General features: G+C 67.8%; 24 protein-coding genes and 4 pseudogenes. 14 read left to right on the top strand and 14 right to left on the bottom strand.

Annotated features, from left to right (window positions below):
• The first annotated feature begins 630 nt into the window (after positions 1-630).
• The gene (locus ACFWSK_RS34430; RefSeq protein ID WP_383795112.1) at positions 631-1,515 is read left to right on the top strand and encodes a hypothetical protein; all 885 of its coding nucleotides are present in this window, start codon (positions 631-633) and stop codon (positions 1,513-1,515) included.
• Positions 1,516-1,614: 99 nt separating this feature from the next.
• Here ACFWSK_RS34430 and ACFWSK_RS34425 read toward each other — a convergent pair.
• The 3 genes and pseudogenes from ACFWSK_RS34425 to ACFWSK_RS34415 all read right to left on the bottom strand — a co-directional run.
• Positions 1,615-2,117 (bottom strand): annotated as a pseudogene (locus ACFWSK_RS34425) (transposase); the annotation flags it as partial.
• A 203-nt stretch (positions 2,118-2,320) separates the two neighbouring features.
• Complete coding sequence (locus ACFWSK_RS34420) at positions 2,321-2,731, bottom strand: RidA family protein (RefSeq protein WP_383795110.1); 411 nt, start codon at positions 2,729-2,731, stop codon at positions 2,321-2,323.
• Positions 2,724-3,092: an endonuclease domain-containing protein gene (locus tag ACFWSK_RS34415; protein ID WP_383795117.1), complete on the bottom strand. Its 369-nt coding sequence runs from the start codon at positions 3,090-3,092 to the stop codon at positions 2,724-2,726. The genes ACFWSK_RS34420 and ACFWSK_RS34415 overlap by 8 nt, the downstream gene beginning before the upstream one ends.
• Positions 3,093-3,201: 109 nt before the next feature.
• Between ACFWSK_RS34415 and ACFWSK_RS34410 the strand changes: the two genes are divergently transcribed.
• A complete protein-coding gene (locus ACFWSK_RS34410; RefSeq protein WP_383795107.1) occupies positions 3,202-3,720 on the top strand; it encodes a hypothetical protein in 519 nt (172 codons plus the stop codon).
• A gap of 422 nt (positions 3,721-4,142) precedes the next feature.
• Here the strand turns inward: ACFWSK_RS34410 and ACFWSK_RS34405 are convergent, their stop codons facing one another.
• On the bottom strand, positions 4,143-4,529 hold the full coding sequence (locus tag ACFWSK_RS34405; RefSeq protein WP_383795104.1) for a winged helix-turn-helix transcriptional regulator: 387 nt from the start codon (positions 4,527-4,529) through the stop codon (positions 4,143-4,145).
• A 112-nt stretch (positions 4,530-4,641) separates the two neighbouring features.
• Here ACFWSK_RS34405 and ACFWSK_RS34400 point away from each other — a divergent pair, with 112 nt between their 5' ends.
• Positions 4,642-5,283: an NADPH-dependent F420 reductase gene (locus ACFWSK_RS34400; RefSeq protein ID WP_383795101.1), complete on the top strand. Its 642-nt coding sequence runs from the start codon at positions 4,642-4,644 to the stop codon at positions 5,281-5,283.
• A gap of 84 nt (positions 5,284-5,367) precedes the next feature.
• Here ACFWSK_RS34400 and ACFWSK_RS34395 read toward each other — a convergent pair whose 3' ends face one another.
• From ACFWSK_RS34395 to ACFWSK_RS34360, 8 genes are all read right to left on the bottom strand, one after another.
• The gene (locus tag ACFWSK_RS34395; protein WP_383795098.1) at positions 5,368-6,198 is read right to left on the bottom strand and encodes a glycoside hydrolase domain-containing protein; all 831 of its coding nucleotides are present in this window, start codon (positions 6,196-6,198) and stop codon (positions 5,368-5,370) included.
• Positions 6,199-6,830: 632 nt separating this feature from the next.
• Positions 6,831-7,742, bottom strand: a complete 912-nt coding sequence (locus ACFWSK_RS34390) for a formylglycine-generating enzyme family protein (RefSeq protein ID WP_383795096.1) — start codon at positions 7,740-7,742, stop codon at positions 6,831-6,833.
• 56 nt (positions 7,743-7,798) lie between these two features.
• The gene (locus ACFWSK_RS34385; RefSeq protein ID WP_383795094.1) at positions 7,799-9,202 is read right to left on the bottom strand and encodes a sulfatase; all 1,404 of its coding nucleotides are present in this window, start codon (positions 9,200-9,202) and stop codon (positions 7,799-7,801) included.
• A gap of 665 nt (positions 9,203-9,867) precedes the next feature.
• Positions 9,868-10,029 carry a hypothetical protein gene (locus ACFWSK_RS34380; protein ID WP_383795091.1) on the bottom strand — a complete coding sequence of 54 codons (162 nt, stop codon included), beginning with the start codon at positions 10,027-10,029 and terminating at the stop codon, positions 9,868-9,870.
• 476 nt (positions 10,030-10,505) lie between these two features.
• Complete coding sequence (locus ACFWSK_RS34375) at positions 10,506-10,901, bottom strand: CBS domain-containing protein (protein WP_383795088.1); 396 nt, start codon at positions 10,899-10,901, stop codon at positions 10,506-10,508.
• A 63-nt stretch (positions 10,902-10,964) separates the two neighbouring features.
• Positions 10,965-11,045, bottom strand: a complete 81-nt coding sequence (locus ACFWSK_RS34370) for a site-2 protease family protein (RefSeq protein WP_383795114.1) — start codon at positions 11,043-11,045, stop codon at positions 10,965-10,967.
• A gap of 69 nt (positions 11,046-11,114) precedes the next feature.
• On the bottom strand, positions 11,115-11,312 hold the full coding sequence (locus ACFWSK_RS34365; protein ID WP_383795085.1) for a hypothetical protein: 198 nt from the start codon (positions 11,310-11,312) through the stop codon (positions 11,115-11,117).
• A 495-nt stretch (positions 11,313-11,807) separates the two neighbouring features.
• Positions 11,808-13,034 (bottom strand): hypothetical protein, encoded by a 1,227-nt coding sequence (locus ACFWSK_RS34360; protein ID WP_383795082.1) that lies wholly within the window; start codon positions 13,032-13,034, stop codon positions 11,808-11,810.
• Positions 13,035-13,734: 700 nt separating this feature from the next.
• On the opposite strand from ACFWSK_RS34360, the gene ACFWSK_RS34355 reads away from it, so the two are divergent.
• Together ACFWSK_RS34355 and ACFWSK_RS34350 are read left to right on the top strand one after the other, a co-directional pair.
• Positions 13,735-14,172 (top strand): hypothetical protein, encoded by a 438-nt coding sequence (locus tag ACFWSK_RS34355; RefSeq protein ID WP_383795079.1) that lies wholly within the window; start codon positions 13,735-13,737, stop codon positions 14,170-14,172.
• A gap of 12 nt (positions 14,173-14,184) precedes the next feature.
• A pseudogene (locus ACFWSK_RS34350) lies at positions 14,185-14,476 on the top strand (ATP-binding protein); the annotation flags it as partial.
• Positions 14,477-14,778: 302 nt separating this feature from the next.
• Here the strand turns inward: ACFWSK_RS34350 and ACFWSK_RS34345 are convergent.
• Positions 14,779-15,054 (bottom strand): hypothetical protein, encoded by a 276-nt coding sequence (locus tag ACFWSK_RS34345; RefSeq protein ID WP_383795076.1) that lies wholly within the window; start codon positions 15,052-15,054, stop codon positions 14,779-14,781.
• A gap of 601 nt (positions 15,055-15,655) precedes the next feature.
• Here ACFWSK_RS34345 and ACFWSK_RS34340 point away from each other — a divergent pair.
• The gene (locus ACFWSK_RS34340) at positions 15,656-16,552 is read left to right on the top strand and encodes a histone protein (RefSeq protein WP_383795074.1); all 897 of its coding nucleotides are present in this window, start codon (positions 15,656-15,658) and stop codon (positions 16,550-16,552) included.
• A 3-nt stretch (positions 16,553-16,555) separates the two neighbouring features.
• Entirely contained in the window at positions 16,556-17,557 is a 1,002-nt protein-coding gene (locus ACFWSK_RS34335; protein ID WP_383795071.1) for an SRPBCC family protein, read from the top strand.
• A 113-nt stretch (positions 17,558-17,670) separates the two neighbouring features.
• Here ACFWSK_RS34335 and ACFWSK_RS34330 read toward each other — a convergent pair whose 3' ends face one another.
• Positions 17,671-17,844: a CsbD family protein gene (locus ACFWSK_RS34330; RefSeq protein WP_383795068.1), complete on the bottom strand. Its 174-nt coding sequence runs from the start codon at positions 17,842-17,844 to the stop codon at positions 17,671-17,673.
• Positions 17,845-18,731: 887 nt separating this feature from the next.
• On the opposite strand from ACFWSK_RS34330, the gene ACFWSK_RS34325 reads away from it, so the two are divergent.
• The 7 genes and pseudogenes from ACFWSK_RS34325 to ACFWSK_RS34295 all read left to right on the top strand — a co-directional run bounded on the left by ACFWSK_RS34325 (position 18,732) and on the right by ACFWSK_RS34295 (position 23,471).
• Entirely contained in the window at positions 18,732-18,893 is a 162-nt protein-coding gene (locus ACFWSK_RS34325; protein ID WP_383795065.1) for a hypothetical protein, read from the top strand.
• 181 nt (positions 18,894-19,074) lie between these two features.
• Positions 19,075-19,368, top strand: a pseudogene (locus ACFWSK_RS34320) (ArsR/SmtB family transcription factor); the annotation flags it as partial.
• 43 nt (positions 19,369-19,411) lie between these two features.
• Positions 19,412-20,281 (top strand): MBL fold metallo-hydrolase, encoded by an 870-nt coding sequence (locus ACFWSK_RS34315; protein ID WP_383795062.1) that lies wholly within the window; start codon positions 19,412-19,414, stop codon positions 20,279-20,281.
• Positions 20,282-20,893: 612 nt separating this feature from the next.
• The gene (locus tag ACFWSK_RS34310) at positions 20,894-21,598 is read left to right on the top strand and encodes a GPR1/FUN34/YaaH family transporter (RefSeq protein WP_383795059.1); all 705 of its coding nucleotides are present in this window, start codon (positions 20,894-20,896) and stop codon (positions 21,596-21,598) included.
• Positions 21,599-22,001: 403 nt separating this feature from the next.
• Positions 22,002-22,157, top strand: coding sequence for a DUF1062 domain-containing protein (locus ACFWSK_RS34305; protein ID WP_383795057.1), 156 nt, complete (start codon positions 22,002-22,004; stop codon positions 22,155-22,157).
• A 150-nt stretch (positions 22,158-22,307) separates the two neighbouring features.
• Entirely contained in the window at positions 22,308-22,604 is a 297-nt protein-coding gene (locus ACFWSK_RS34300; RefSeq protein ID WP_383795055.1) for a DUF1062 domain-containing protein, read from the top strand.
• 64 nt (positions 22,605-22,668) lie between these two features.
• Positions 22,669-23,471 (top strand): annotated as a pseudogene (locus ACFWSK_RS34295) (IS5 family transposase).
• The last annotated feature ends 110 nt before the right edge of the window (positions 23,472-23,581 follow it).

The following is a 23,581-nucleotide window of genomic DNA, read 5'->3' as shown; positions in this document are numbered from 1 at the left end:
TCAGGCACAAGATCAGCAGACACCCAACAGATCCTGCCGACCCAACACCCAACTGCCAAGCCACCACACCGATCTCATTCTGAAACGATCAGTTACTCCCGCCCGCGTGAGGCGGAGGTTTCGCAACGTCAGGGTGACTGCGGCCCGCCCCGCCGCCGCACCGATACTGTCTTCAGCACCGGGACGACCTCCTGGGTCGAAGAACAAGCACCGGGCAGCCCACCACGCCGTCGGCAAGACGGCCAACGCGCCGAATCGATCAAAGAACACCAAAGCAACCGAGGTTGGACGCCAAGCTCAGACGTCGTTCCTTTGGCGTGATCATTCACCGCGATCGTCTTCGGCAGCGGCAGAGACTCCTGCATCCACGGGTGAGGTCCGCGCCGCCGAAGTCGCCTCGTATCCCTACTGCCGACGCGTCCCTGGTTCAGCAGGATTTCATTGGTTTTGCAGTGCCCCGGGAGAGAGTTCGTGCGAGAAGAGAGAGCCTGCCACCTGCTTCCCCGGGAAAGGTCAGCAGCATGACGACCCCCCCCCGTGAAACCGGAGCTCGGTGCGCACCTCCCAGTGCACCCTGGCACGCTCAGCACAGACAGATCGAACCGACACACACCCAGAAGGGCCACGCACATGCTCAACAGACGCCGCTTACGCGCGATCAGACGTCTCTGCACCCTGGCCGCCGCGCTCGTCACGACTGCCACGCTGACCACAGGTAACGCCCTGGCCAGCGAGTCAAGCACTGAGGAAAAGCGTGTCCATAACGCCATGCAGATCGTCTTCCGCCCAGACATGCCGAACGCCTTCTGCACGATCGGCGCGGTGGGCACAGATAACTACGGGCGGGAGATAGCGATCTCCGCAGGCCACTGCTTGCGCGACCCGGACTATGCCGACCGCGAGATCCACGAGGATATCGGCCCCATCTACGACCGGCATGACATCGGCTTCGGACCGATCGGGTACGTGCGGTACTTCAAGGACCCCGAGGGTTCACTGCTGGGCTACCACCCGACGAAGGACTACATGGTCATCGAGCTGGTCAAGGGGGTCACACCCTCCGCTCAGGGCCCGCATCTGAAGCAAACCGGCCAAATGGAAGTGCCCGGTGGCAAGGTCAGCCCGAACGCTCTCACTCCGGCCCTGGCCAACGAGCGTTTGCTTGGCGCTGCCTGGTCGAACACCAACGAGCTGGTCGTCTCCGGCCAGAAAGGTGTGTGGTACGGGCGCATCACCAGCAACGCCAACGGGATGTACCAGTGCCACGCCCCGAACGAGAAGGGCGACTCAGGTGGGCCGGCCATCTGGCATGTGCCGGGTAGCGAGTACCCCTCTGAGGCCAACGGCTTCCAGGCGTCCGGCCCGTGGGCCGGGATCACTACCGGCACCATGCCCAGTTATCCGCAGTACGCGTACACCAGCTCGGCCAACATCCTCGCCGATCTGCGTGCCCGGGACGCTGCCAGTTCTGCCGACGTATACGGCGCCGGATTCGAAGTGACCCCTAACCCCTAAGTCTTCTGAGCCAGTTCCTTGGCCTTTCAACCGTTGTGGGGCGATGGGTGTCTTCTCGCGTCGGGTGGTTTTGCCCACGTCGTAGCGGGTGGCCCGCTATCTGTTCTTCGTGCCAGGTGGCCGTCCCGGGCCGGGCCGGTGCGGTTTCGGCGCCCTAGCGGGGCAGGGCACGTGCTGGCGGAGGTTCCGAAACGTCCGGCGGACACGGGCCGGCGTGAGTCGGCGCGGTTCTTTGAGGGACACAACCACCCCGCCGGCGCTGCGCGGTCTTTCGACAGGTGCTCGACCTCCAGCCGAATCAACGTGCTCTCGACCACGGGGAGTTCGCCTTCGTGGTCGAGCCAGGCGGCCCGGTGGGTCAGCCGGGGATGGACGCGGTCCCGCGCCTGCGTGACGGCCTTTCCGTAGTTCGTCATGGCCGTGCTGGTGGTGGCTGCGGGTACGGGTGAGGTCTCCGGTTTGGCGAAGCGGAACTCCGGCCCGTGCTTGGGCGGTCGGCCGCCCTTGGGGTCGTAGACCCGTGGCGGCTTCGGTCACCGCATCACTCGATCGCCGCGGATTCGTCCCATCACGACGGGAAGATCCCGCAGGACCCAGGCGAGCCCGGCCGTAGACGTGGCAGAACAGCCGGTCAAAACGATTCCCCCACAGCAGCATCGGGCAGCGGACTCTCCTTCACGGCCCTCGTCGTGGTCACGTGCACCTTGGTCGGAGCACATGATCAGACGAAGGCCGCCCCAGCGTCCGGCGAAAGCCCAGGTGAGCTACCCAGTTCGAGACGCCGTTCGACAGACAGCGAGAAAACTCAGTCAGGCAGCGCCACAGTGAGATCCACCTCGACGAGCTGTCCGGGAAAGCCCAGCTGGGCGACGCCCAAGAGCGTGCTGGCGGTGGTGAACGCCGGACCCAGGGCAGAGTCGGTGAGCTGACGCCAAGCGGCTCCCAGAACCTCCCTCTCATCGCTCCGCACATAGATCAATGACCGTACGACATGTTGGGGCTGGGCACTCACCGCTGCCAGAGCAGTAAGCGCGTTCGCGACCACCTGGTCGACCTGCGTCTTGAGGGAACGGGAACCGACGAGGTCACCATTCCGATCAAGCGGGCACTGCCCCGCCAGGTAGGCCGTACGGCCTGACTCCACCACCGTGATGTGGTGGTAGCCGGGCGTCTCATGCAGTTGCTCGGGGTTGATGCGGGTGATCTTCTCAGTCATGGTCGCCAGTCTGACCAGTGTGATGCCCGCACGCACCGCAATTTTCCCTCTCGGCAAGCACTGAGCAGCAACTGAGGTTGAAGAACAAGCAGCCTGTGCTCAACGAGCGGTGATGGTAGCCGCTGCCGACCTGAATCTCGAGCAGTTTCGCCGGCGCATGTCGCCAGTGCCCCTCGAAGAAGTGGGGCGGCTCGTGAAAGCACCTACGCCGACGTCGGGCGCACTCAGCCTCCAGCCGGTTGCAGGAGATACGCAACAGCCCCCTGGCCGAGCCGTCGCAATGATCGTGGTCGAAGGTGGCGGGTGAGTCGTCACAAGTGGCGCAACGACCGTCTTGGAGCTCGCACAGGCGCCACCACACATACCATCGGGGATTCGCTCCGCTGGCCACTGCCAGGGCAGCGGTCCCACCAGAGGCCGGCGGACGTACAGCGGCCACCTGCAGCTCGTCGTCACACTACGGTTGGATCATGACCAATGACGGCGTAGTAGTGGATGAGGCTATTCGTGCGGCGTGGGACTCGTTCAGGGTCCTGGATAAGCGCACTTCCGCCGAAGAGCGTCAGCAGGCGCAGCGGCGGGTCAAGGCTGCGATGGACGCCCACGGGCGTGAGGAGGTGTCCCGGGGAACGGTCTTCCTGGTGGGCGTGTTGACCGGATACCTGATCGCCGAGCAGAGCGGTGGCGAGGATCGTCTGGATCCGCTCAGTGATCTGATCCCCGCCGTGATCCGCAGGCTCCCCACCTTCGAGATGGCCGACCCTGCACAGGTGCCGATGGTCACTGGCGTCCTCATGGCCGCGGCGATGGGTATGGACACCGTGGCGTGGCGCGACCAGTTCGGACAGATCCCGCCGAACGAGGCCCTGGTGCACAGCTTCGTGCTGTGGCTGCTCGCCGATCTCTTCGACTCCATGGCCGAACGGCCCGGCGCCATCGACAGGATGATGCGGGAGACCTTCGACGCCATGGCCGCCGAGCACAGTTGATGTGCGGGTGAGTGGTTCCTGGCCACAGTGTCCTCTGACAGGTGACTTGACCGGTTGCCAGGTGATCTTGACTAGTCCCGCGCGGTGCCATGTTCCGGCTCGGGACAGTTGCCGCGCTGGTTCGGGGAGGGCCTCGACCAGTTCACTGCGTCCGGCCGGTCCCGCTCCGGCGGGCGGGGTCTTCGGGCCTGGTGCCTTCGAGTCCGGCACGCGCTGTGTCCCCGCCGGAGCTCGAAGGCCGGTGACTGCATGGCGAAGGTGACGCCCTACCGCCGGCTGCTCTTGTGGCTCTTCGGCGGTACCAGGCGGCTGGCGCTCCAGTTCCCTCTGAGAGCGAAGTTCGCAGCGCGGCAAGACCGTCTGGGCCGAATCCCCGCCCCCGTAGACCCGCCGCCGCGGACCACTCCTCGTACCGCGCGGGCTCAGCGGGTCTCGTACCGGTCCTGCGCGTCGAGCACGTCGTCCGCGTATCGCGCGGCCCACGCGCCCATCGCCCGCATCGGTGTGAGCAACGCCGTGCCGGCCTCGGTCAGGGCGTAGTCGACGCGCGGCGGGGCCTCGGCGTACGCGTGGCGCTCAACGAGGCCGTTGTACTCCAGCCGTCGCAGCGCCTCGTTCAGAACCTTCGGGCTGATCCCGCCGATCCGCGCGACCAGCGCGCGGGGCCGCATCGGGCCGGTCACGCCGAGCGTGAAGACCACGACACTGTCCCAGCGGTTCGCCAGCACCTCGAAGGCGACGCGCGCCCGGCAGTCCGCCGTGTACGTGAGGTCCGGCAGGCCCGCGGCCGGATCGGTCAGCTTCTCCATGGCGCCCATCCTGCCTGCGCCGATGGACACCGGACGGTGTGCGTCGGCGTTCGTAGCGTGGGACCACCGAACGGAACGAGCAGGACGAGACAGGACGATAGGGAACACGACGATGCGCATCGGTGTACTGGGTACGGGGGACATGGCGGCGGCGCTGGGCGGCGCTTGGGCGCGGGCCGGGCACGAGGTGTTCGTCGGCGGGCGGGACGCGGCCGCCGCCGAGGCGCTCGCCGGGCGGATCGGGGCGGCCGGGCACGGGACGCCGGCGCAGGCGGCGGGGTACGGGGAGGCGGTGCTGCTCGCCGTACCGGCCGGGGCGGCGCCGGCGCTGGCCCGGGAGCACGCAGGGGCACTGGTCGGGCGGACGGTTGTGGACTGCACGAACCCGCTGGATCCCGGGCCCGGCGGGGTGATGTTGACGACCGGCGCCGGGGAGAGCGTGGCCGGCCTGATCGGGGCGGCGGCGCCGGGCGCACACGTGGTGAAGGCATTCAACCTGGCTCACGCGAGCATGTGGGACCACCCAGCGGGCGCCTTCGGCGCGATCCCGCCCGCAGTGCCGTTCTGCGCGGACGACCCGGGGGCTGCCGGGCACGTTACGGAGCTGATCACCGGGATGGGGTGGAGCCCGATGCCGGCGGGCGGGCTGGACCGGGCGGCGTACGTGGAGGCCACGGCCGCCTTCGTGATCGGCGTGTGGTGGGCGGGCGGCTCGCCCGCCCTGGCCTTCCCGGAACCCCCGTGGGCCGCCTGAGGCCCGCAGGCCCGCGGGTCCGGGCCGCGCGGGTCCGGGCTCGCGCTCCGTTTCAGCCGCCGATCAGGCCGTCATGCCGACCGGTCAGCCGATGATGGCGACCGGGGCGTCCCAGGCGTTGCGGTCGACGGTGATGGTGTGACCGCCGCGGGTCTCCTTGCTGTTGGCCTTGTACTGGTGGCCGCGGCTGTGGTCGGTGTACAGCTTCGGGTTCCAGGGCCAGTCCTTGGTGGTGGTCTCCTGGCCGTTCCACAGGGCGTACCAGAGGTTGCCCGGCAGGTCCGTGCGGTCCTTGGCGGTGGCGATCGCCTTGGCGCTTGAGCTGCTGAAGCCGTAGAGGCCGGCGCGGTAGGTCTTGGCGCGCAGGGTTTTGGTGAAAGACCGCACGTAGGTAAGGGTGGCGTCGTTGCACGCCTTGTCGGCGATGTCGTACGACTCCATGTTGAGGTAGATGGGGCTGCCGGCCTTCATGCCGAGCGCCGAGGCCTTGACGATCGCGTCGTTGGCGTTACTCACCCCGACCGAGGCCGCGGTGGCCGCGGTGAACCTCTCCTTGTTCCCGCTTTTCTGGCAGGGCGGTTGGGCGCCGACGTACAGGGGGATGACCCGCCAGCCGAGCGTGCCGACCGACTTCACCCAGGACTTGGTCAGGTTTGGCTGGGCGCAGCCGCGGTTCTTGCCACCGACGTAGACCGCGACGCCGCCGTAGTAGGCGTCCCTCTTCCATGCCTTCATCGCGGTGAGCGAGGGCGCCGTGCAGGCGTCGAACGCCCGGCCCGTGTAGGTCTTCTGCGCCGGCCACGCCGGGGCAGCCACCGAGCTCTGCGCCGCGACCCCGGCGCCGGCCACGACGACGACACCCGTCGCCGCCAAGGTGATGTAACGGTTCTTCCTGGACAACCGGTGCTTCGGCATTCCCCACCCCATATCAGATCGAGCTCCGGTATCTCCGGAGCGGGACCGTAGCCAATTCCAGCCCAGTTTCGCAGGCCGCACCAGCGGTCGTTCCACCAGCCAGCGCCCAGTGCTGTCGCGATCAAACATGTTCATGTGCGGCAGATGCCACGCGACAGAACCGTGAAGGGGGAGCACCAGGGACTCGATGCGGTGACGCGACCTGATGACCGCGTACTCGTCCTGGTCGAAGAAGGAGCACCATACTTACGTCAGTGTCTTCGCGTCGTTGCTGGTCAGAGCGAGGTCATGAGCAAGGGATACCACTCGTGCGGCCGAAAATGCCGCAATTTCCTGGCGTGGAGCAGACTCCCTTCCTTGACACTGTGCGCGGTCGTCTCGTGCAGGGGGCCTGTGGCCATCTCCTGCAGCCGAGGATGCTGTGCCACACGCCGACGACGCCGAGTTCGCCGCCTACCGACTCGACGACCACGCGATCACTGAACTCCGCCCGTGGGCACAGGCGTGGGCCGACGACATCGCCGAACGGCTCCAGGATCTGAAAGACCCCCCTCGAAGAACTGACCGCCTTTCCTGCTCGCAAGGGGGCGATCGCCTGCCTGAACATGCTGATTCGAGGCTCGGCCCCCCAGTCAGATCACCACGCGAAAGCCGATGTTCCCCGTCGAGCTGTCTGGCGTGTTGGAGCTGCGGGCCGCGACGCGGTAGCGGTTGCAGTACGAGTCGTGGCACAGGTAGGAGCCGCCCCGCATCACCCGTGCCGTGTCCGGTGTGAACCAGTCCTCACACCACTCCCAGACATTCCCCACCACGTTGTAGAGGCCGTAGCCGTTGGGGCGGTAGGACTTCACCGGGGCTGTGCCGAGGTAGCCGTCGTCACCCGTGTTGTGCGTGGGGAACTCCCCCTGCCAGATGTTGCACATATAGCGCCCGCCGGGGGTCAGTTCGTCGCCCCACGGGTAGCGCCGTTGCTCCAGGCCGCCGCGCGCGGCGTACTCCCACTCCGCCTCCGTCGGCAGCCGCGTACCGGACCACGCGCAGTACGCGTGCGCGTCGTTCCATGAGACGTGCACGACGGGATGGTTTTGCCGGGTGGCGAAGAATGAGCCGGGGCCCTCCGGGTGTCTCCAGGTGGCGCCCGGCACCGCTCGCCACCACGGAACCGCCGCCACCAGCTTTGACGAGGCAGCAAGTTCGTCGGCCAGAAGACCGGCGAAGACGAAGGAGAAGCCGGAGTGCTCGGCTTCAGTGACATGGCCGGTGGCCTTGACGAAGGTGGCGAACTGGGCGTTGGTCACGGCTGTGGGCGCGATACGGAAGGGGGCGACCTCGGCTTCGCGCACCGGGCCTTCGCCATCGGCCGGGAAGCCGTCCGGGTCGTCGGTCCCCATGAGGAAGCGCCCGCCAGGGAGGTCGACCAGGTGCTTGGCGACCCGGAGGGCGGACACCGGCGGAGGCGGAGGCGGAGGCGGCGCTAGGGAGAGGGCGACGGTCGTGGCGTCACCGTTGCCCGGTGTGCAGCAGGAGAGGGACGAAGAGGACACAGCAACTCCCTGAGTCGGTCCGGCCGGGCACCCGTCGGTGCCCGGCCGGATGGCGCCTAGCTGACGCGGTCGGTGGCGAGCTGTGCCGCCAGTGCGGGTATGCCGAGGGTCTGCTCGTCCTGCCCAGTCGCCTGGTAGAGGCTGTTCTTCAGCTGGTGCGGGTCGCCCACGAGGTCGTAGTACTCGCGGAACTTCAGCTGACCCGTGCCGGACACCTTGCCGTCGGCGTCGGTCGTCAGGTCGTAGTACTCGGTGTACTGCTTGTTCTTGGCGACGTACGACGACCAAGCCGGCGGACCGCCCGCGGCAGTGCCCTGCTTCCACCATTCGACGAGCAGGTGATCGCGGCTGTACGAGGTCAGCAGCGACGTCCCGTCCTGCGTGTGGGTGGGAGTGACCCCGGCCGCGTCGAGGACGGTGGGCGCGATGTCGATGTTGGCGACGATGCGGTTGTCGGTGGTGCCGGCACCCAGGCCGCCGGCCGGCCAGGACAGGTAGAACGGCACCTCATGTGCCGGACGGTAGGGCACCGACTTCTTCGTCCAGCCGTGGTCCGCCCAGCCGAAACCGTTGTCGGCGATATAGATGACCAGAGTGTTGTCCAGCTGCCCGAGGGACGTCAGCTTGTCCTTGAACGCCTGCACCGCATCGTCGACGGACCGCAGGGTCCGCAGCTGCTCCTCGCGGATCAGCTGTCCCTCAGCCAGGGTCCCGGTCGCGTTCTTGATGTAGGCCGGCTTGTCGCTCCGGTCGGCCTCGGGGACGGAGGGACGTCCGTTCCACTCCGGCACGGCCGTACCAGCGTACTTGGCCTCGGGTGTACGGGGGCCGTGTGAGGCGTACGGAGTGACGTAAGCGAACCAGGGGCGGCTGTCGGTCGCGGCCTTGTCCAGGAAGTTCAGCGTTCGGTTCTTGATGATGTTGGTGGTGTAGCCGTTGATCGTCTGGACCGTGCCGTTGACGTTCCACTGGGCGTCGACGTAGCCCGGCTGGAGCAGCGCCCATTCCTCGAAGTGCGGAGGATTCTGGGCGAGATTCCAGGAGTTGAGGAACTTGCCGAACTGACCGGTGCGGTAGCCCGCCTGCTTGAGGTAGCGCTGAATGGTGTTGCTCTGGTCCAGCTGGTACGAGGCTCCGTTGTTCCGTACGCCGTGGTTGTGGGCGTACTGGCCGGACAGTACCGACGACCGCGACGGAGAGCAGAGCGGCGTGGTGACATGGCCGTTGGTGAACTTCACGCCCCGCCCGGCGAGCCAGTCGACTGTCTTGGGGAGCGCCCACTCGGTCTGCTTGGGCTGGTCGTCGGTGACGATCAGAAGGATGTTCGGGCGGGTCGCGGCGGCCGCGGCGCCTGCAGCCGCGACCTGGGCTATCGCGGGTACGGCTGCCGTGGCGGCTGCCGCCGCCGTGCCGGCGAGAAAGCCCCGCCGGCTCACCTGTGGTCTGTCGTTGTGACTCATGGGTCGTTTCCTTCCGTGGTCCATCGATGGGCGGCGTGGCATGCGGAACCGACTTCTGAATACGCGGAACTCGGTGACGTCGCGTGGCCGCGCGGGTACGGCAATCTCTGCCGGAAACAGGGAAGAGACGGGAATCAGGCGTTGGGACGACCGTGCGCCGGGTGGGGGTCCCGTGACGATGGCGACGTGGCGTGAACTGACCGGATCAGAACGGGATCACTGCCGCGGTGAGTGCCGGACAAGGTCGGATCACTGGTCGGGCGACGGACGACCGGCCTCGGCGGTCACGCCGTGGCGACCGTACACAGCGCGCTCGCCATCCTGCCGAAATCGACATGGCGGCGAGCAGCGAGCATTCCTTCTGCTGCCGCGCCGGGAGAATAGAGGGAGCGGAGCGTGCCCTTCTATGCACAGCGTATGAAATCTGAAGCCGCCGCCCTTCGGGCGGCCCGGACCATGGTGTCGCCGGATCGCGCGCCAACGGATGGGCACTGTGGCGAAGACCGTAAAAGCGGAGGTTCTCCGACCTCCCCAACACGGCCCCGGCCCTTCGCCACTTTTCCGCCCGAGGAGGATCGGCGTAACGGTGCTCCATTCCCCCACGAAGGACAGGCCGTCCCGGCCTTCTCCGCGTACCGACCAAGATGGCGGCGCGGCCTCGGCCACTACTCGCCGATGCCGATCACCGCGAGCGTGATGTTGTCGGGACCTCCCGCTTCGATGGCGGCCTTCCACAGCTCGAAAGCGGCCCTGCCGTCGCCATGGACCCGCAGCAAGCCACCGAGTGCCTCCTCCGGCACGGGGCCAGTCAGACCGTCGGTGGACACCAAGCAACGATCGCCGGCAGAGAGCGGCGACGTCGCGGCGTGTGGCGTGATGGTGCTGAACCGGGGTGCGCCGCCGAGCGCCTGCGTGACGAGTGACGTACTACGCCGTCCCCCCTGCAGCGGCGGACTGTCCCCCACGCTCACCGGGCGAAGGTCGTCCTGAGTCGCATCAAACACTCTGCTGTCGCCGACGTTGAATTCCAGCAGTTACTCGGCCAGCACGACGGCACCCGCGACCGTAGTGCCCTGTGATCACGAACCAGCCCGGTATGACTCAGGGCAGTCACCCTTATGTATGGCATGAAGGTGTCCCGCCTCTCCGCAGCGGCAGGCGTCCCGCACCACCCTTGTGGCGCCGCGAGCATGCGGATGCCCTCGCCGGCCCGGAGGTAGGCGAGGAACACGGTGCTTGGGGTCACGAGTCGCGCCCCTGCCCCATGAGAGACAGGAAGTGACAACACCACTGTTCTCCGCGCTCAGTTGGGCGCGTTTCCGCCCAGTGTGTGCCGCTGCATCAACCGGGCGATGTCCTTCGCGCTGACGATCCCCACCAGATGCCCCGCGTCCGCGACGAGGACGAGGATGTACATGCCGGTACGCAGGCTGAGCCTGTCGAGGGCCTCATTCAGAAGATCGCCCGGAGCGGCAACCGCGTACTGGGACAGCGGGGTCGCCGCACGCGCAACGTCTCCCGGCACCGCTGCAAGCCTGCGGACCGTCGGCCACCAGCACCCCCGCACTGCGGTGTGGAGAGCGGCGCGCCGCCGTTCCGCCCCGGCGACGACCATGTTGAAGAAGCCGACGAAGACGAGCCACAGCCCGCCCGGCGCCCCGCACAGGAGGCAGATCCAGCCGACAGTCACCAGCGGCATTCCCATCACCCGGCCGCTCCGGGAGGCCGCCGACTCCGCACGTTCCTGGTCTCCGGTGCGCCATCACAGCAGCGCCCGCAGCAACCTTCCGCCGTCGAGCGGCGCGGTGGGCAGCAGATTGCAAACGCTCAGGACCAGATTCACCCAGCCGAGCCACACCGGGACGGCGGCGGGCACTGCCCAGCCGGACAGGGCATGAAGCCCGATTACCGCTCAGAGCGCTGCGCATCCAATGGCCAGCCTGGTGAGCGGCCCACTGACCGCCGCCACCGCGAGAGCTGACGCGGCGGTCTGCGGTCGCCCCATCCGCGTCATGCCGCCCAGCGCCCACAGCGTCACGTCCTGGACCGAGAGCTTCTTGCTTCGGGCTGTCGCGACGTGTGCCGTCTCGTGGAGCAGCAGGCTGCCCATGAACAGGTGTGGCTCCTACGAGGCCGGCGAAGGCGGATACGGCATCCCAGCGCCCTGGAGTCCATACGGGGAGGTCTGGCTACCAAGTCCGTCGCGAACAGCGCCACTAGCAGCGGCACACTCCAGTGCATCCGTAGCGGTACCCCGACAACACGTCCGGCCGTTGAAGGTGCGTCATGGGGCTGAGCCACCCTTTCCGCCAGGACCAGGGTGTCCACTCGATCACCATGAACGTCGGGCCCGGCAGAGAACGCTGGAGCTGTGCGGCGTGGAACAGCCATGCCGGAGCGGGCCGTGCTGTGTAACGCAGCCGCCTTGGTTTCCGAGCTCAGAGCGCGAGCTCGATTCTCACCCGGTCTTGAACTAGGCCCCAGGTCAGCGACCTGGGGCCTCGTCATTGTCCGAACCTGGTCGGCATCGTCGACCGGCAGGCGATCGTAGTGGCCTGCGCACCCAGGACTGCATGCATGTGGTCGCGAGCGTCCCCGACGCCGCTCAGCGACCGGCCTCCTGGCCCGCAGGCGCGGGAGGACCCGCTGTCTGTGTCCTGCGGCCGGTCGCCGCCACCAGGGCGATCAACGCCAGCGCCGCCAGGAGGACGAGCACCAGCAGCAGCACCGTCAGGGCTGTGGGGTGGTTCCACAGGGCGAACAACAAGGCGAGTACCAGCAGGACGCCGATCGTGAGCCACCGCCGGTAGTCAGCCGTCCACGTACCCACACGACCGGTGTGGATACCGTGGGTGTCCGCCCACCGGGCCGCGGAATCGGCGGTGCGCTCGGAGGCGGACCGTACAGCGCGCGCCCAACCGCCCGGCCCGACGAAATAGGCGCCGAGAGCGACGATCACACCGAGGACGATCACGGTGCGCAGCGTGATCCGCAGGAAGTGCAGGAGGTGGTCGAAAATCGCTGCGGCAGCCGCTTCGGACTGCACCTGCGGTGGCAGATGGTCCAGGTAGTAGCGGCGGGCGACGACGAGACCGATGGCGACGATCAGGCAGGCCAGCGCGGCACCCAGGGCGGTCTTCGCCAGGGCACGTCTGCGCCGGAAGGCGAGGAGGACGCCGGCTGCCGCGATCAGAACCGTCAGCACCGGCATCCAGGTGCCGAGTACGTCGAGGGCGTGCGCGGCGCCCTGCATGCGCTCCAGCTTGTCGGACTGGAAGAGCACCATCTGCTTGTCGACGTCCGGGATCTTCTCCGCCGGTGTGACGCCGGCGTCGACGAGCTCCTCCTTGACACGGTCGACAGCAGCACCGACGTCGAGGGTCACGGTGCCTTCCTTCACGTCGACCGCGCCGCGTCCCTCTCCGGTGAGCGCGTGCACAACTGCCGTATGGGCGGACCGGTTGGCGGCAGTCCACACCTTCTCGAACCTGTCGCTCTCGACGAAGCGCGTCGCCACCTTGTCCGCGGTGCCGGTCACAGCCGCGTCCAGCTGCGGGGCCAGCCCCTGCACTGCTTGGGCGGCGCGGGGCGGCAAACCCTGCGACTGCAACCAGGCCGCGAGCTCGGCGGTGACTTGCTTGGCGTCGACCCCTACGTCGACGGCCTGGACGATCCGGTTGTGCGCGGCCTTCTCGATCGCGGGATCGGAGGCGAGCGGTTCCATCGTCTCGACGTAGCGGTCCGTGTCGAGGGCGATGTCGTGCACCCACACGGTGAGTACCGACACGGGGACCAGGATGCAGGCGAGGACGATCAGAACCGCTGAGGCCACCTTCCGCGCGATTCCGCCCGGGCCAGCCACGTGCGACCTGCCGCCCGACGGAGACGACCCCTGGGCAGACTCTGGCGAGGGGTCCAGCGGGCTCGTCATCCGTCCTCCAGGATTGATGCACGGCCTGTCGTGACTGCCGTTGGTATCCATTCCTCCCGATCGCTGCGGATACGGCATCTCGGGGTGCGCCATCCGGAGCGGGAACCCGGCTTCGGCGGGGCTGGGCCGGGCACGTGGCCCTGACCGCTTCAAAGCTCAGGCGACGCCTCGTGATGGCTGCCTTCTCGGTCGGAACGGGCGCCATGGGGCGTCGCGCACACCGTATTGACGCCGGGGACGGAGGAATCGGAGCCCGATCATGCGCAGGTTGGCGCATTCGATCCTGGTTGGCGCTCAATGTCTCTCAGGGTCAGTGTTGGCACGACGCATAGCTGCATCCTTACCCAGCGAACGCCCAGCAGCCAGCGGTCTACCCAAGGGCCCGCAGACCAGCGATCGCTAGTTCGGAGAACAGATCAGCGTCCGGACCAACCGCTACTCGGTGCCGGTGCCGGTGCCGGTGCGGCTGCAGGACGGTCCGCGCGATGCTGCCCGCCCCCGAACTGGTGGTCCACGACGGCCGCGAAGAAGTCGCCTGCATGAGCCGCTGATCACCAAGGGCGGATGCCGCCTCGACCCGGACCACTACCTGGAGGCACTCGTGCGCAAGCCCGGCGCCCTGCCGGGAGCGACCGCGCTCGATCAGGCACGCTCCGCGGGCAGATTCACCCCGGTCCATGACGTCTGGTGGGCGGCGGCCGTCAAGGCCCACGGAGAACGCGACGGCACCCGCGCGCTGATCGAGGTCCTTCTTCTCGGCCGCCACCTTCCCCATGAACACTTGGTCACCGGCCTCGCGGCGGCCCTGAAGACGGGGGCGCTGACGGCGCACGCCGTCGCACTTGAAACCCGCAAGGCGGCGGAGGAGGACAGCCATGCCCAAGAGGAACCCGTGCCGCCCATGGCCGGCCGGTCCAGAGTCACGTCCCTGGCCTCACGCCGCCTGGCTCACCTGCCACCTGACAAGCGGTCACTTCTCTCGGTCGCCCACTACGACCAGCTGCTGCGACTGCGCCAGCCGAACCGCCCCACCCTCTGAAGGAGAACGACTGTGAGCTTCCCCCGCCGGCGAGGACTCACCGAGCAAGCCGCCACTGCTGCCGTCGACCAGGCATGCAGGATGCTGCGGCTGCCCACCATCCGGTCCCAGTTCCCCGAGTTCGCCGCGACAGCCGAACGCGAGCAGATGTCCTACCTCGGCTTCCTCGCCGAGTGACGACCGGGCCCGCCGACGCTCCGAACGCCGCATCAAGGCCGCCGGGTTCCCTCGCGACAAGTCACTCCGAACGTTCGACTTCGACGCCAACCCGAACATCGACACGGCCATGACCCAGACCCTCGCCAAGTCGGTAGTACATTCTGCCGGTGGCCGGATCGAGGCGATGACCTCCCGGTGTGTCTTGTGGATCTGGGCCGCCGCGCGGGCACCCAGGCGGCCAGGACCTGCAGACCTTCTTCGACTGCTACCGCCGGGCATTCGCCCACTTCGGCGGGGCCCCGTTTTGACGATCGTCTACGACCGGACCAAGGCCGTCGCACCAGAGGACCTGGAGCAGATCGGCCTCGGACCACGTCTTGTACGTGGGGGAGTGGCCCGTTGCCACATGCCGCCGAGCTGTGCTGTTCGCCGTGGAGGGCACTGAGATCAGCAGGCCGCGCGTGAAGCGGGAACCGCCCACTGCGCGTAGGAAAGGTTGCGTTCGGCTTTGACCGTGTCGTACGGGCGGCCCTCGGCGTCTTCTGCGTCTTGGGGGAAGCCGACGGAGACCAGCTCGATCTTCCTGCCCCGCGTCCGGGCGTATGCGGTGACTGCGAGAACGGCCCCGGTGAGGACGGCCTTGGCCAGGGTGGAGGCGGCGACCCCCTGCTGGGTGGCGGCACGGGCAGCGTTTGCCCCGAGCAGTCCGCCTGCGCCGACCATGTGCACGCCGATCGCGGCAGCGCCGAACCGGTGTCCACCTCGCCCAGCCGGAGCTGGCGAGTGCCGCGTTCTCTTTCCATGATCTGGAATGGTGTTTCGCTGCGCCGTTGAGGCCGACCGCGCCCATCACCGAGCCCCCGAACCAAGCGGCGCGCCCGACATCATGGTGGCTGCGCAGGACTGTACTGCGTTCGGACGTCATGTGGCTCTCGCGGCACGCGGCGGGGGCGCCATCGTGTGAAGCGGCGCGGCGGTCACGGTCCGCCGGGAATGCCACCGGCGACCAGCGGAGCTGCTCCGAACGGCCAGTGGAAGGTAGCTGAGACAAGCAGCGGGTCGGGGGTCCGGCTCAGGAGTTTGAGCCAGCTGCCCGGCGGCGGAGCGCATCGCCGAAGCCGCACTGGGAACCCCGGCCTTCCGCTTGGCGGAGGCGCGGCGTGCTGGAGCCCTGTCCTGCGCCTCGACGTCTTCCTCGGTCGGGCGGGGACGGGCTCTGCGTGGTCGTGCCCGTTCAGCGGCCATCGATCAATCCGCTGAGGCACACCGCTCGCGGAATCTAGAATGTCGGTATATAGGAAAATATATTCTGTATCGGGCGTAGGTGGCAGAGAGGCCGCCCGAGAGGGGCGTCTCCTTCGGCTGGCGCCGTCGAAGCCAACAGTGGGTACATCCGCAGAGCCAGACGGTGTTCCTGAGCGGCGACGCACAGCCCGCAAACGCCCTGGTGAAGGGGCAGCAGCTGATGCAAAACACGACCAAGATCGCGCTCGCGGCCGCCGTGGCCGGGGGCTATGTCCTAGGACGGACCCAAAAGGGCCGCCTCGCGTTCACCGCGGCGACCTACCTCGCCGGCCGACGCTTCAATCTCGAACCCGGCCAGCTCATGGCGCAAGGCCTCACCAAGCTCAAGGAGACGCCTCAGTTCGCCGAGATAAGCGACCAGCTTCGTGGTGAAGCCCTGGAGGCAGGCAAGAAGGCTCTGGGAGCTGCGGCCAACCGCAAGCTCGCCGACCTCACCGCATCGCTGCACCAGCGGACCTCCGAACTGGGCAGCGCCGCCGCAACCGGAGACGAAGAGGGCCAGGAGGAGCCCGAGGAGCCCGAGGACGAAGAAGGAGGCGAAGACGAGGACGAGGAGGGCCACGAGGAGCCTGAGGCAGACGAGGAGGAGGAAGAGGAAGAGGAGCCCGAGGCAGAAGAGGAACATGAGGAGGAATCCCAGTCTCGCAGGCGCGGTCGGCCCTCGACCCGAACCAGGGCTGCCCAGGACGCACCGGCAAGTGCGCGCCGCTCGGCCCCCTCAGATCCGCCGCCGGCGGCTCGGAAGGCCGCAGCGAAGAAGACCGCTGCGAAGAAGACGCCGACGGCGAAGAAGACGCCGACGGCGAAGACCCGGTCGAAGCCCGCGGCCGCGAAGAAGACCGCGCCCTTCAAGACTGCCGCCAAGAAGACTGCGGCGAAGAAGACGCCGGGCCGCAATCCGTCCACGCGGAGGTAGGTCATGGCACAGTCAGACGGCGTCGGCGCCGGCGCGCAAGAGTCCAAGTCCGGGCTTGAGCGGCTGCTCGAAGAGCTGACCACGTTCCTGGGGGCCCAGGCCGAGCAGCTCGCGGACAAGGCGTTGGGCAAGCTGGGAGATGTGACAGGTCTGCTCCAGGATGTGGCGCAAGGCAACGGGAAGCTGTCCGACGTCGCCGGTATCGGGGGGCGGATGCTGCAGGGCGACTCGCCCATGAAGGCAATGATGGGCCAGGGCCTGAGCAGCCTCAAGGACAAGGTGACCGGCGCCGTATCCCAGATGTTCGGCAACGGCGAGAAGGGCCGTAAGAGCGGCGGCAAAGTCGTCAACATCGTCGAGTTCATCGACGTGGGCCTGTCGCTGCGCACCGTGTACGACCACTGGACGCAGTACGAGGACTTCAGCGGCTTCACAAAGGGTGTACGCGACGTCTCCCGCAATGACGACACCACCAGCGACTGGAAGGTCAAGGTCGGGCCGTCGACACGCGGCTGGAAGGCCACCGTGCAGGAGCAGGTGCCGGACGACCGGATCGTGTGGACCTCCGAAGGCCCCAAGGGCACCACACGCGGCTGCGTCAGCTTCCACGAACTCTCTCCGACGCTGACCCGCGTCGTCGCGGTGGTCGAGTACCACCCCTCCGGACTCTTCGAAAAGACCGGCAACCTTTGGCGCGCGCAAGGCCGACGCCTGCGCCTGGACCTGAAGCATTTCCTCCGGCACGTCTCGCTCACGACCGATGAGGCGGAAGGCTGGCGCGGCGAGATCCGCGACGGCGAGGTGGTCCGCACCCACGAAGAAGCAGTTGAAGAAGAAGGAGAAGCGGAAGACGAAGACACGGACGAGGAGGAAGGCGAATACGAAGGCGAGGACGGCAAGGAAGACGAGGAATCCGGGAAGTACGCCGACGATGCGGACGAGGAGGAGTACGACGAGGTCCCCGAGGGCGAGGCCGAGGACGAAGCAAGCCGTCCGCGCCGATAGCCGCAAGCCATGCGGCGCCATCCGTGGTCGTGGACAAGGGGCCGACGTAAGGACGTCGGCCCCTTGTCCATGGTTCCCAGGAATCCCCGAGACCGGGGCCTCAAGGCGTGAGGTCAGTGCTTGAGCGTGTCCTTGGCTTTCTGCATGGTCTGCTTCGCATCGCCCGCCATCTGCTCGCGGGCCCCCTTCGCCTCCAGGCTCTCGTTGCCGAGAGCCTGACCGGTGGTTTCCTTCAGCTTGCCCTTGGTCTTCTTGGTTGCGTTCTTGGCCTTCTTGCCAGCCGCCATCTCTGTCACCTCCCACACCACTGCGTGGTGCGGTCGTAGATAAGCTGCCCGACGCCTACCCCCGGGTAGCACCCTAAGCGAATTATCCACCCAAAACGGAAATCGCTACCATCCTTCCCCCGCTGGGGCCAAGCCGCTACTCTGCGTTCTTTGCTACCAGAGCCAACGTGCAAGGACCGCCAGCCAGACGAAATCTGCGTAGCCGGCGAGTGCGGGCGGGTCACACTCCTCCAGCTCCGCTGCTAGCCCCAAACGTTCCGCCAAGAAGGCGTCCTCCTCGTGGAAGTCCGCGTTGAGCAGCAGGACACTGGTATCGAGCGCAGCCCGTAATGATGCAGGTATCGAACCCACAGGACGACGGAGGAGTTGGCGCACCAGGCATCGCCTTCCGGCATCCCGTAATACACGAAACCGGCCCCGGCTCCACGGCCCATGACCAGGTCACGACACTGCTGTTGGCGCCCTGGAGCACCCTTTCCGCCAGCAGATAGAGCAGTCGTCCGTCAACTGTCGGCAGCGCCGGCTCCGCTTCGGCCTGAAGCACACTCGTGTGATGGGGGCGCTGTCGCCGTTGGGGATACCGATGTCAACGAGTGCGGTCTTGTTCGCTTGCGAAATACGCCAGGCAGCTACTGCCCCGTGATCGGCTCGCACAACGCTTCCCTCGCTGGCCCAGTCGACAAGATCGTCGTACGCGAGACCCCCGTAGAACAGCACGGCCCTGCCTCTCCAGGAGCGCACGCTCTCGCCCAAACGAGATGCCGAGACGGTGGCTTCGCTTGGGATGGGTCCTACCGTGAGGTATATGCGAACGACCAAGGCTCCCCGGCCCCCCTCATCGCGGTCACCGCAAAGTCCGCGACAAGTAAGACAAAGACCCTGCGCGGTTGCTCCCGCCGACGGACGCCTACCGGTGCCAGTACGCAGTCGAGTGGACGGCCGCCGAGCTGTGCTGGGACCTGGCCGCAGACGAGGCGCAATACGAGGCCCTGCTCGACCTCGCCGCAGAGTACCCAACCACCACGGTCGCCTACGGAGTCGCCCCGTAGCAGGCTGGTGATTTCGTCCCTAATGGCGTCGGTGAGGAACTCCAGCTCGATCTCGGCGTCGCGCACTTCCTCGGCGACCTTGAGGAGTTCCAGAGCACCCCAGTCAAAGGGCTTCGGTGCCTCTTGAGTGCGCCGATTTATTCCTTGACGCGAATATTCGTTGTCAGGAATGCTCGTGGTCGTGGACGTACTCCTCTCCGCACTGGCCGACCCGGTCCGCTGGCGCCTGGTGAGTCTGCTGGCCGAGCGGCCCCGCCCGGTCGGTGTCCTCGCACAGCTTGCCGAGGCACGCCAGCCGCAGACGACCAAGCACCTGCAAACTCTCGAGCGCGCCGGCGTTGTCACCTCCCAACGCACCGGGCAACGCCGCATCTATGCGCTTCGGCCCGCCGCTCTGCGGGAGTTGGCGGCCGCGCTCGGCGGGCTCGCCGACGCCGCGGACGAGGCCGGTGGTTCCCGCGCGACCTACGAGCGCTAGGGCATTTGGGTGTGGATCCAGGCGTGGCAGGATCGTGGCCATGTCCCTCAGCGTTCCTCGTCTCCGGATCGGCTCGACCGAGATCATCGCCCTCGCCGACGGAGAGGGCCCGTTCTTCTCCCCGCGCGCCGAGGCCTTCCCCGAGGCCACGGCCGCTCAGTGGGCCGAGGCCGACCGCTACGACCCGGGCGCGGTCGACGCCGAGGGCCGCTGGCGGCTCCAGTTCCGCGCGTATGCGATCCGCGGCGACAAGGGCCTCACCGTCGTGGACGCCGGGATCGGTCCGGCGGACAGCCCGGCCAACTCGTGGGCGCCCGTGCCCGGTGCGCTCCCCGAGTCGCTCGCCACCGCGGGCATCGATCCGGCCGAGGTCGACACCGTGGTACTCACGCATCTGCATACCGACCACGTCGGGTGGGCGGTCGTCACCGAGGCGGCCGTCCCATCAGCGGGCGGCGCGGTGGGCGGTGCCCCTTCGCCCGGCAGTGCGACCAACGGCCGCCGCCCCTATTTCCCGAACGCCGAATACCTGCTCCAACAGGCCGAGTTCGACGCCATCGACGCGCTCAACCCGCAGCTTCGCGAGACCCTCACCGACCCGCTCGCAGCGGCCGGTCGGCTCCGGCTCCTCAACGGAGACACGCCGCTTCGCGCCGGGCGCGCCGTCGCCACGCCCGGTCACACGCCCGGGCACCAGAGTGTGCTGGTCGCCGACGGGCGCGAGCTGGCACTCGTCACCGGCGACCTCTTGGTGCACGCGCTCCAGCTGCTCCACCCCGAGCTCGCCTACTCGCACGAGAACGACCCTGAGGCGGCCAGGCACTCAAGAGTGCGCATGCTCAACCGCGAAACCGCCACCACGCTGCACCTGGCGACGCCGCATCTGACGGAGCCGTTCGTCTCCGCTTGATTGCGGCCGTCCGAGCCGCTCGACGCGGGTCAGCCCGCGAGGGCGTGCAGACGCTCGAATTTCTCGACGGTCTCGTCGTCGACGGGACAGAAGACCATGAGGCGGCAGCCGCCTCCGGGCTGGAGCCACATCCGGTCCGCGTACAGGCGGGCACGCCGACCTCCCGATTGCGGAGATCTTGACGTCTTTGACCTTTGAGATCCCGCAGGCTGTCGTCGATGACGCTGCCGTACCCGCCGGGCCAACTCCCTCACCCCCGGATGAGATGGGCTGAGCAGAATCCCCCGAAGCCCTCCAGGCAACTGCTCGCAGCCCTGGCGGCAGGGGCCCCGGTCAGCCAGCTGTCGGCTGACCGGAGGGGGCGCCTGATCCAGCTGCTGCTGGCGGCGCGGCGCCGCTGCTCGTTGTGGTGGCTTTCCGTGCGCTGAGTGAACAGCTTCAGGCCCGGGCCGGCACTCCGGCAGCCAGGCCGTCGTCGTCATGGTCCACGTCGTCATCGCGTCGCGCACCAGCTGGCCCAGCATGCGCACCCCGGCCGCCGACACGCGGGCGCCCACGCCATCTCCGGCTGCCCGTGGTCGCGAACCGGTCCAGAACTCGTACGCTTGCGCGGTGCCCCAGAATTCCGGCCCGAACGGCCCTTCAGAACCGCTGACGACCGACGCGGTGACGCGCATCGTGCTACGCCCGATCGCCAGCCCGCTGCCGCTGGGCTTCTTCGCCCTCGGCATGGGCAGTACGGTCCTGTCCTCCCTCCAGCTCGGCTGGGTACCGGTCGCGCAGAGCAGCATCCTTCTGCTCCTCGTCCTCATCTTCGTCGTGCCGCTCCAGCTCGTCGGCGGGATCTTCGCCTTTTTGGCCCGCGACGCGGGCGCCGGCACGGCGCTGCTGCTGCTCGGTGCCGCCTGGGCGGGAACGAGCGTGACGTCCCTGGACTCGCCGCCCGGCAAGCCGGTAGTGGCCCAGGCCGTCTTCCTCCTGGCGCTCGTCCCGTTCGTGCTCGCGCTCGCCGGGGCGGCCGCGCAGTCCAAGCCCCTGTTCGCTGTCCTTCTCAGCCTCACCGCGGTGCGCTTCGCCCTCACGGGCCTCTACGAGGCGGGCCTCGGGAACGCTCTCCAGATCGCGGCGGGCTGGACCGGTCTGGGCATCGGGATCTTCGCGCTCTACGGCGGGCTCGCCCTGCTTGTCGAGGACGGCAAACAGCGCACAGTGCTGCCGCTCTTCCGCCGCGGCAAGGCCCGCGAGTCCATCGAGGGCGACCTGCGCGAACAGCTCACCGAGGCCCAGCAGGAGGCCGGGGTCCGCCACCAGCTATGACCCCGGCCACCTCGCCCGGGGTATGCCGAGCAGACGTCCGGCGTCGCCCTGGCTCACGCGCAGCTTGCCCACGAGTGCCTGAACGGCGGCGGCGATCGCCTGATCCCACAGTGGCACCGACGGCTTCGGCGACGAGGCCGCGGGCCAGGTCCTCCGCATGCTCCAGAGCGCGGCATTCGGCGTGCAGGTCGAGGTGGGGGACGTCGACGGCCCACCACCGGCCGATGGGGCGCAGCAGGGCTTGGACTTCGTAGTGGGGACTCACGGGCTCTGCTGTCCTCCGTTTGCATGGACTGGGGCTGTAACTCACGGGTGGCCCACGGCTTGCCAGTTCCCTTCCGGGTCGCCCGCACACGCCATACGACGGCGGGATCCGGGCGCGTGAGCGGGTCGTTCGACGTCGGTGAGGAACCGGGGCGCAGGAGCGTACGCGTGCAACGCGGACCGCAAGCTCCTCGACGCCTGGCTCTTCGCGCTGTGCACCTGGTGCGGGGACGCCAACGAGGAGCTCACTGTCCTGAGGCGGATGAAGGTGCGTCCGTACAACCCGAGCGCCTGAACCCGCTGCACGACAACGACCCCGGCCTGGCAGCGGAACTGCTCCAGGAGCCGGCCGTACGGCGCCGCGCCGTGGGCGGCTCGGGTCGAACCGAGCGGCCGGCCTGGCAATCGCCGCACAGCCGGCGCAGCACCCGGCGCACCGCGGCCAGTGGGCGCATGTGCCGGTGTTGGCCAGGTCTTGGTCCGCTCCGCGGCGCGGATACCTGTGCGGCCGGTGCGGCTGATCGCCGAAGGCTTCGGCTTTTCGCGTGCCAGGGTCGAGAGACTGCTCGCCGAGGGGAACCTCGTGTCGACAGTCCACCTGTCGAACGCTGCGTCAACCGTCTCAAGCAGTGTCGCGGCCTGGCAACGGTGCGACAAACTCGCCATCGCCTACCAAGCCGCACTCCACTTCGCACCCGTCCTCATCCGGGCACGGGCTGACCGAAGAGACAGAACCTTGTGACCTGAAGCCGATGATGGCGGAGTTCCGCGCGGTGAAAATCAAGCAGCCGGAATGGGTCAGCCGCATGAGGTTTCCAGCCGTAACCGGGCCCCAGTCAACCCCGAGGCCGTTGCTGCTGACGTCGGGGCGGGTGCGCCCGCAAGGTGGCGGGGTCGCGAACAGCGATGGTGAGGGCGGTCTTCGCGGCGATCATCTGCGTGCTGGTCAGCGGGTGTGCCTGGCGGGCCTTACCGCCGTGCTTCGGGGCGTCGAAGTCGACCGTGCACCGCCGCTTCGTCATCTGGTCGAGAGCCGGTGTGTGGGGTCGGCTGCATCAGAAGATTCTCCAGCTCCTGGATGAACGGGACTTGATCGACCTGTCCCGAGCGATCCTGGACTCCGCGCACGTCCGCGCTAAAAAGGGGTGAACTTGCAGGTCCGAGCCCCGTGGACCGGGGCAAGCCAGGTTCCAGGATGCACGTCCTGTCCGACGCGGGCGGACTACCCCTACGCGTCGGGCTCTCCGCGGCCAACACCCACGACAGTCAGGCTCTGAAGCCGACGCTGTCCCATTTCCACATGGGACACGAATCCCACGCGACGGAATCGAAGCCCCGCCGCCGTCACACAGCAAGGCGTACGACATCCCCCACCTGCGGCGATGGCTCTGGGGAAAGCACATCGGCGTCCGTATCGCACGCAAGGGCATCGACTCCGGCGAGCGGCTCGGCCGCCGCAGATGGGGGCATCGAACGCACCACGTCCTGGCTGACCGGCTACCACCGACTCAACCACCGCTACGAGCGGAACCCAGGCAACTACCTCGCCATTCTCGGACTGGCAGCCGCTCTCTGCTGCTACAAACGATTCCTCAAACTGACCATGTAGGACACGGTCCAACTTCAATACCGGTGATTTAGGTGCTCTTCTGGCGTCTGCTGGTTGCTTTGGTGGGTGGGACGAGTGTGATGGCCCTGGTGGGTGGTTGGGGTGGGTTG

The sequence above is a fragment of the Streptomyces sp. NPDC058620 genome (genome assembly GCF_042717135.1).
GTDB lineage: Bacteria > Actinomycetota > Actinomycetes > Streptomycetales > Streptomycetaceae > Streptomyces.
Note: the sequence above shows the minus strand (reverse complement) of the source record. Positions and strands in the feature narration are given on the sequence as shown.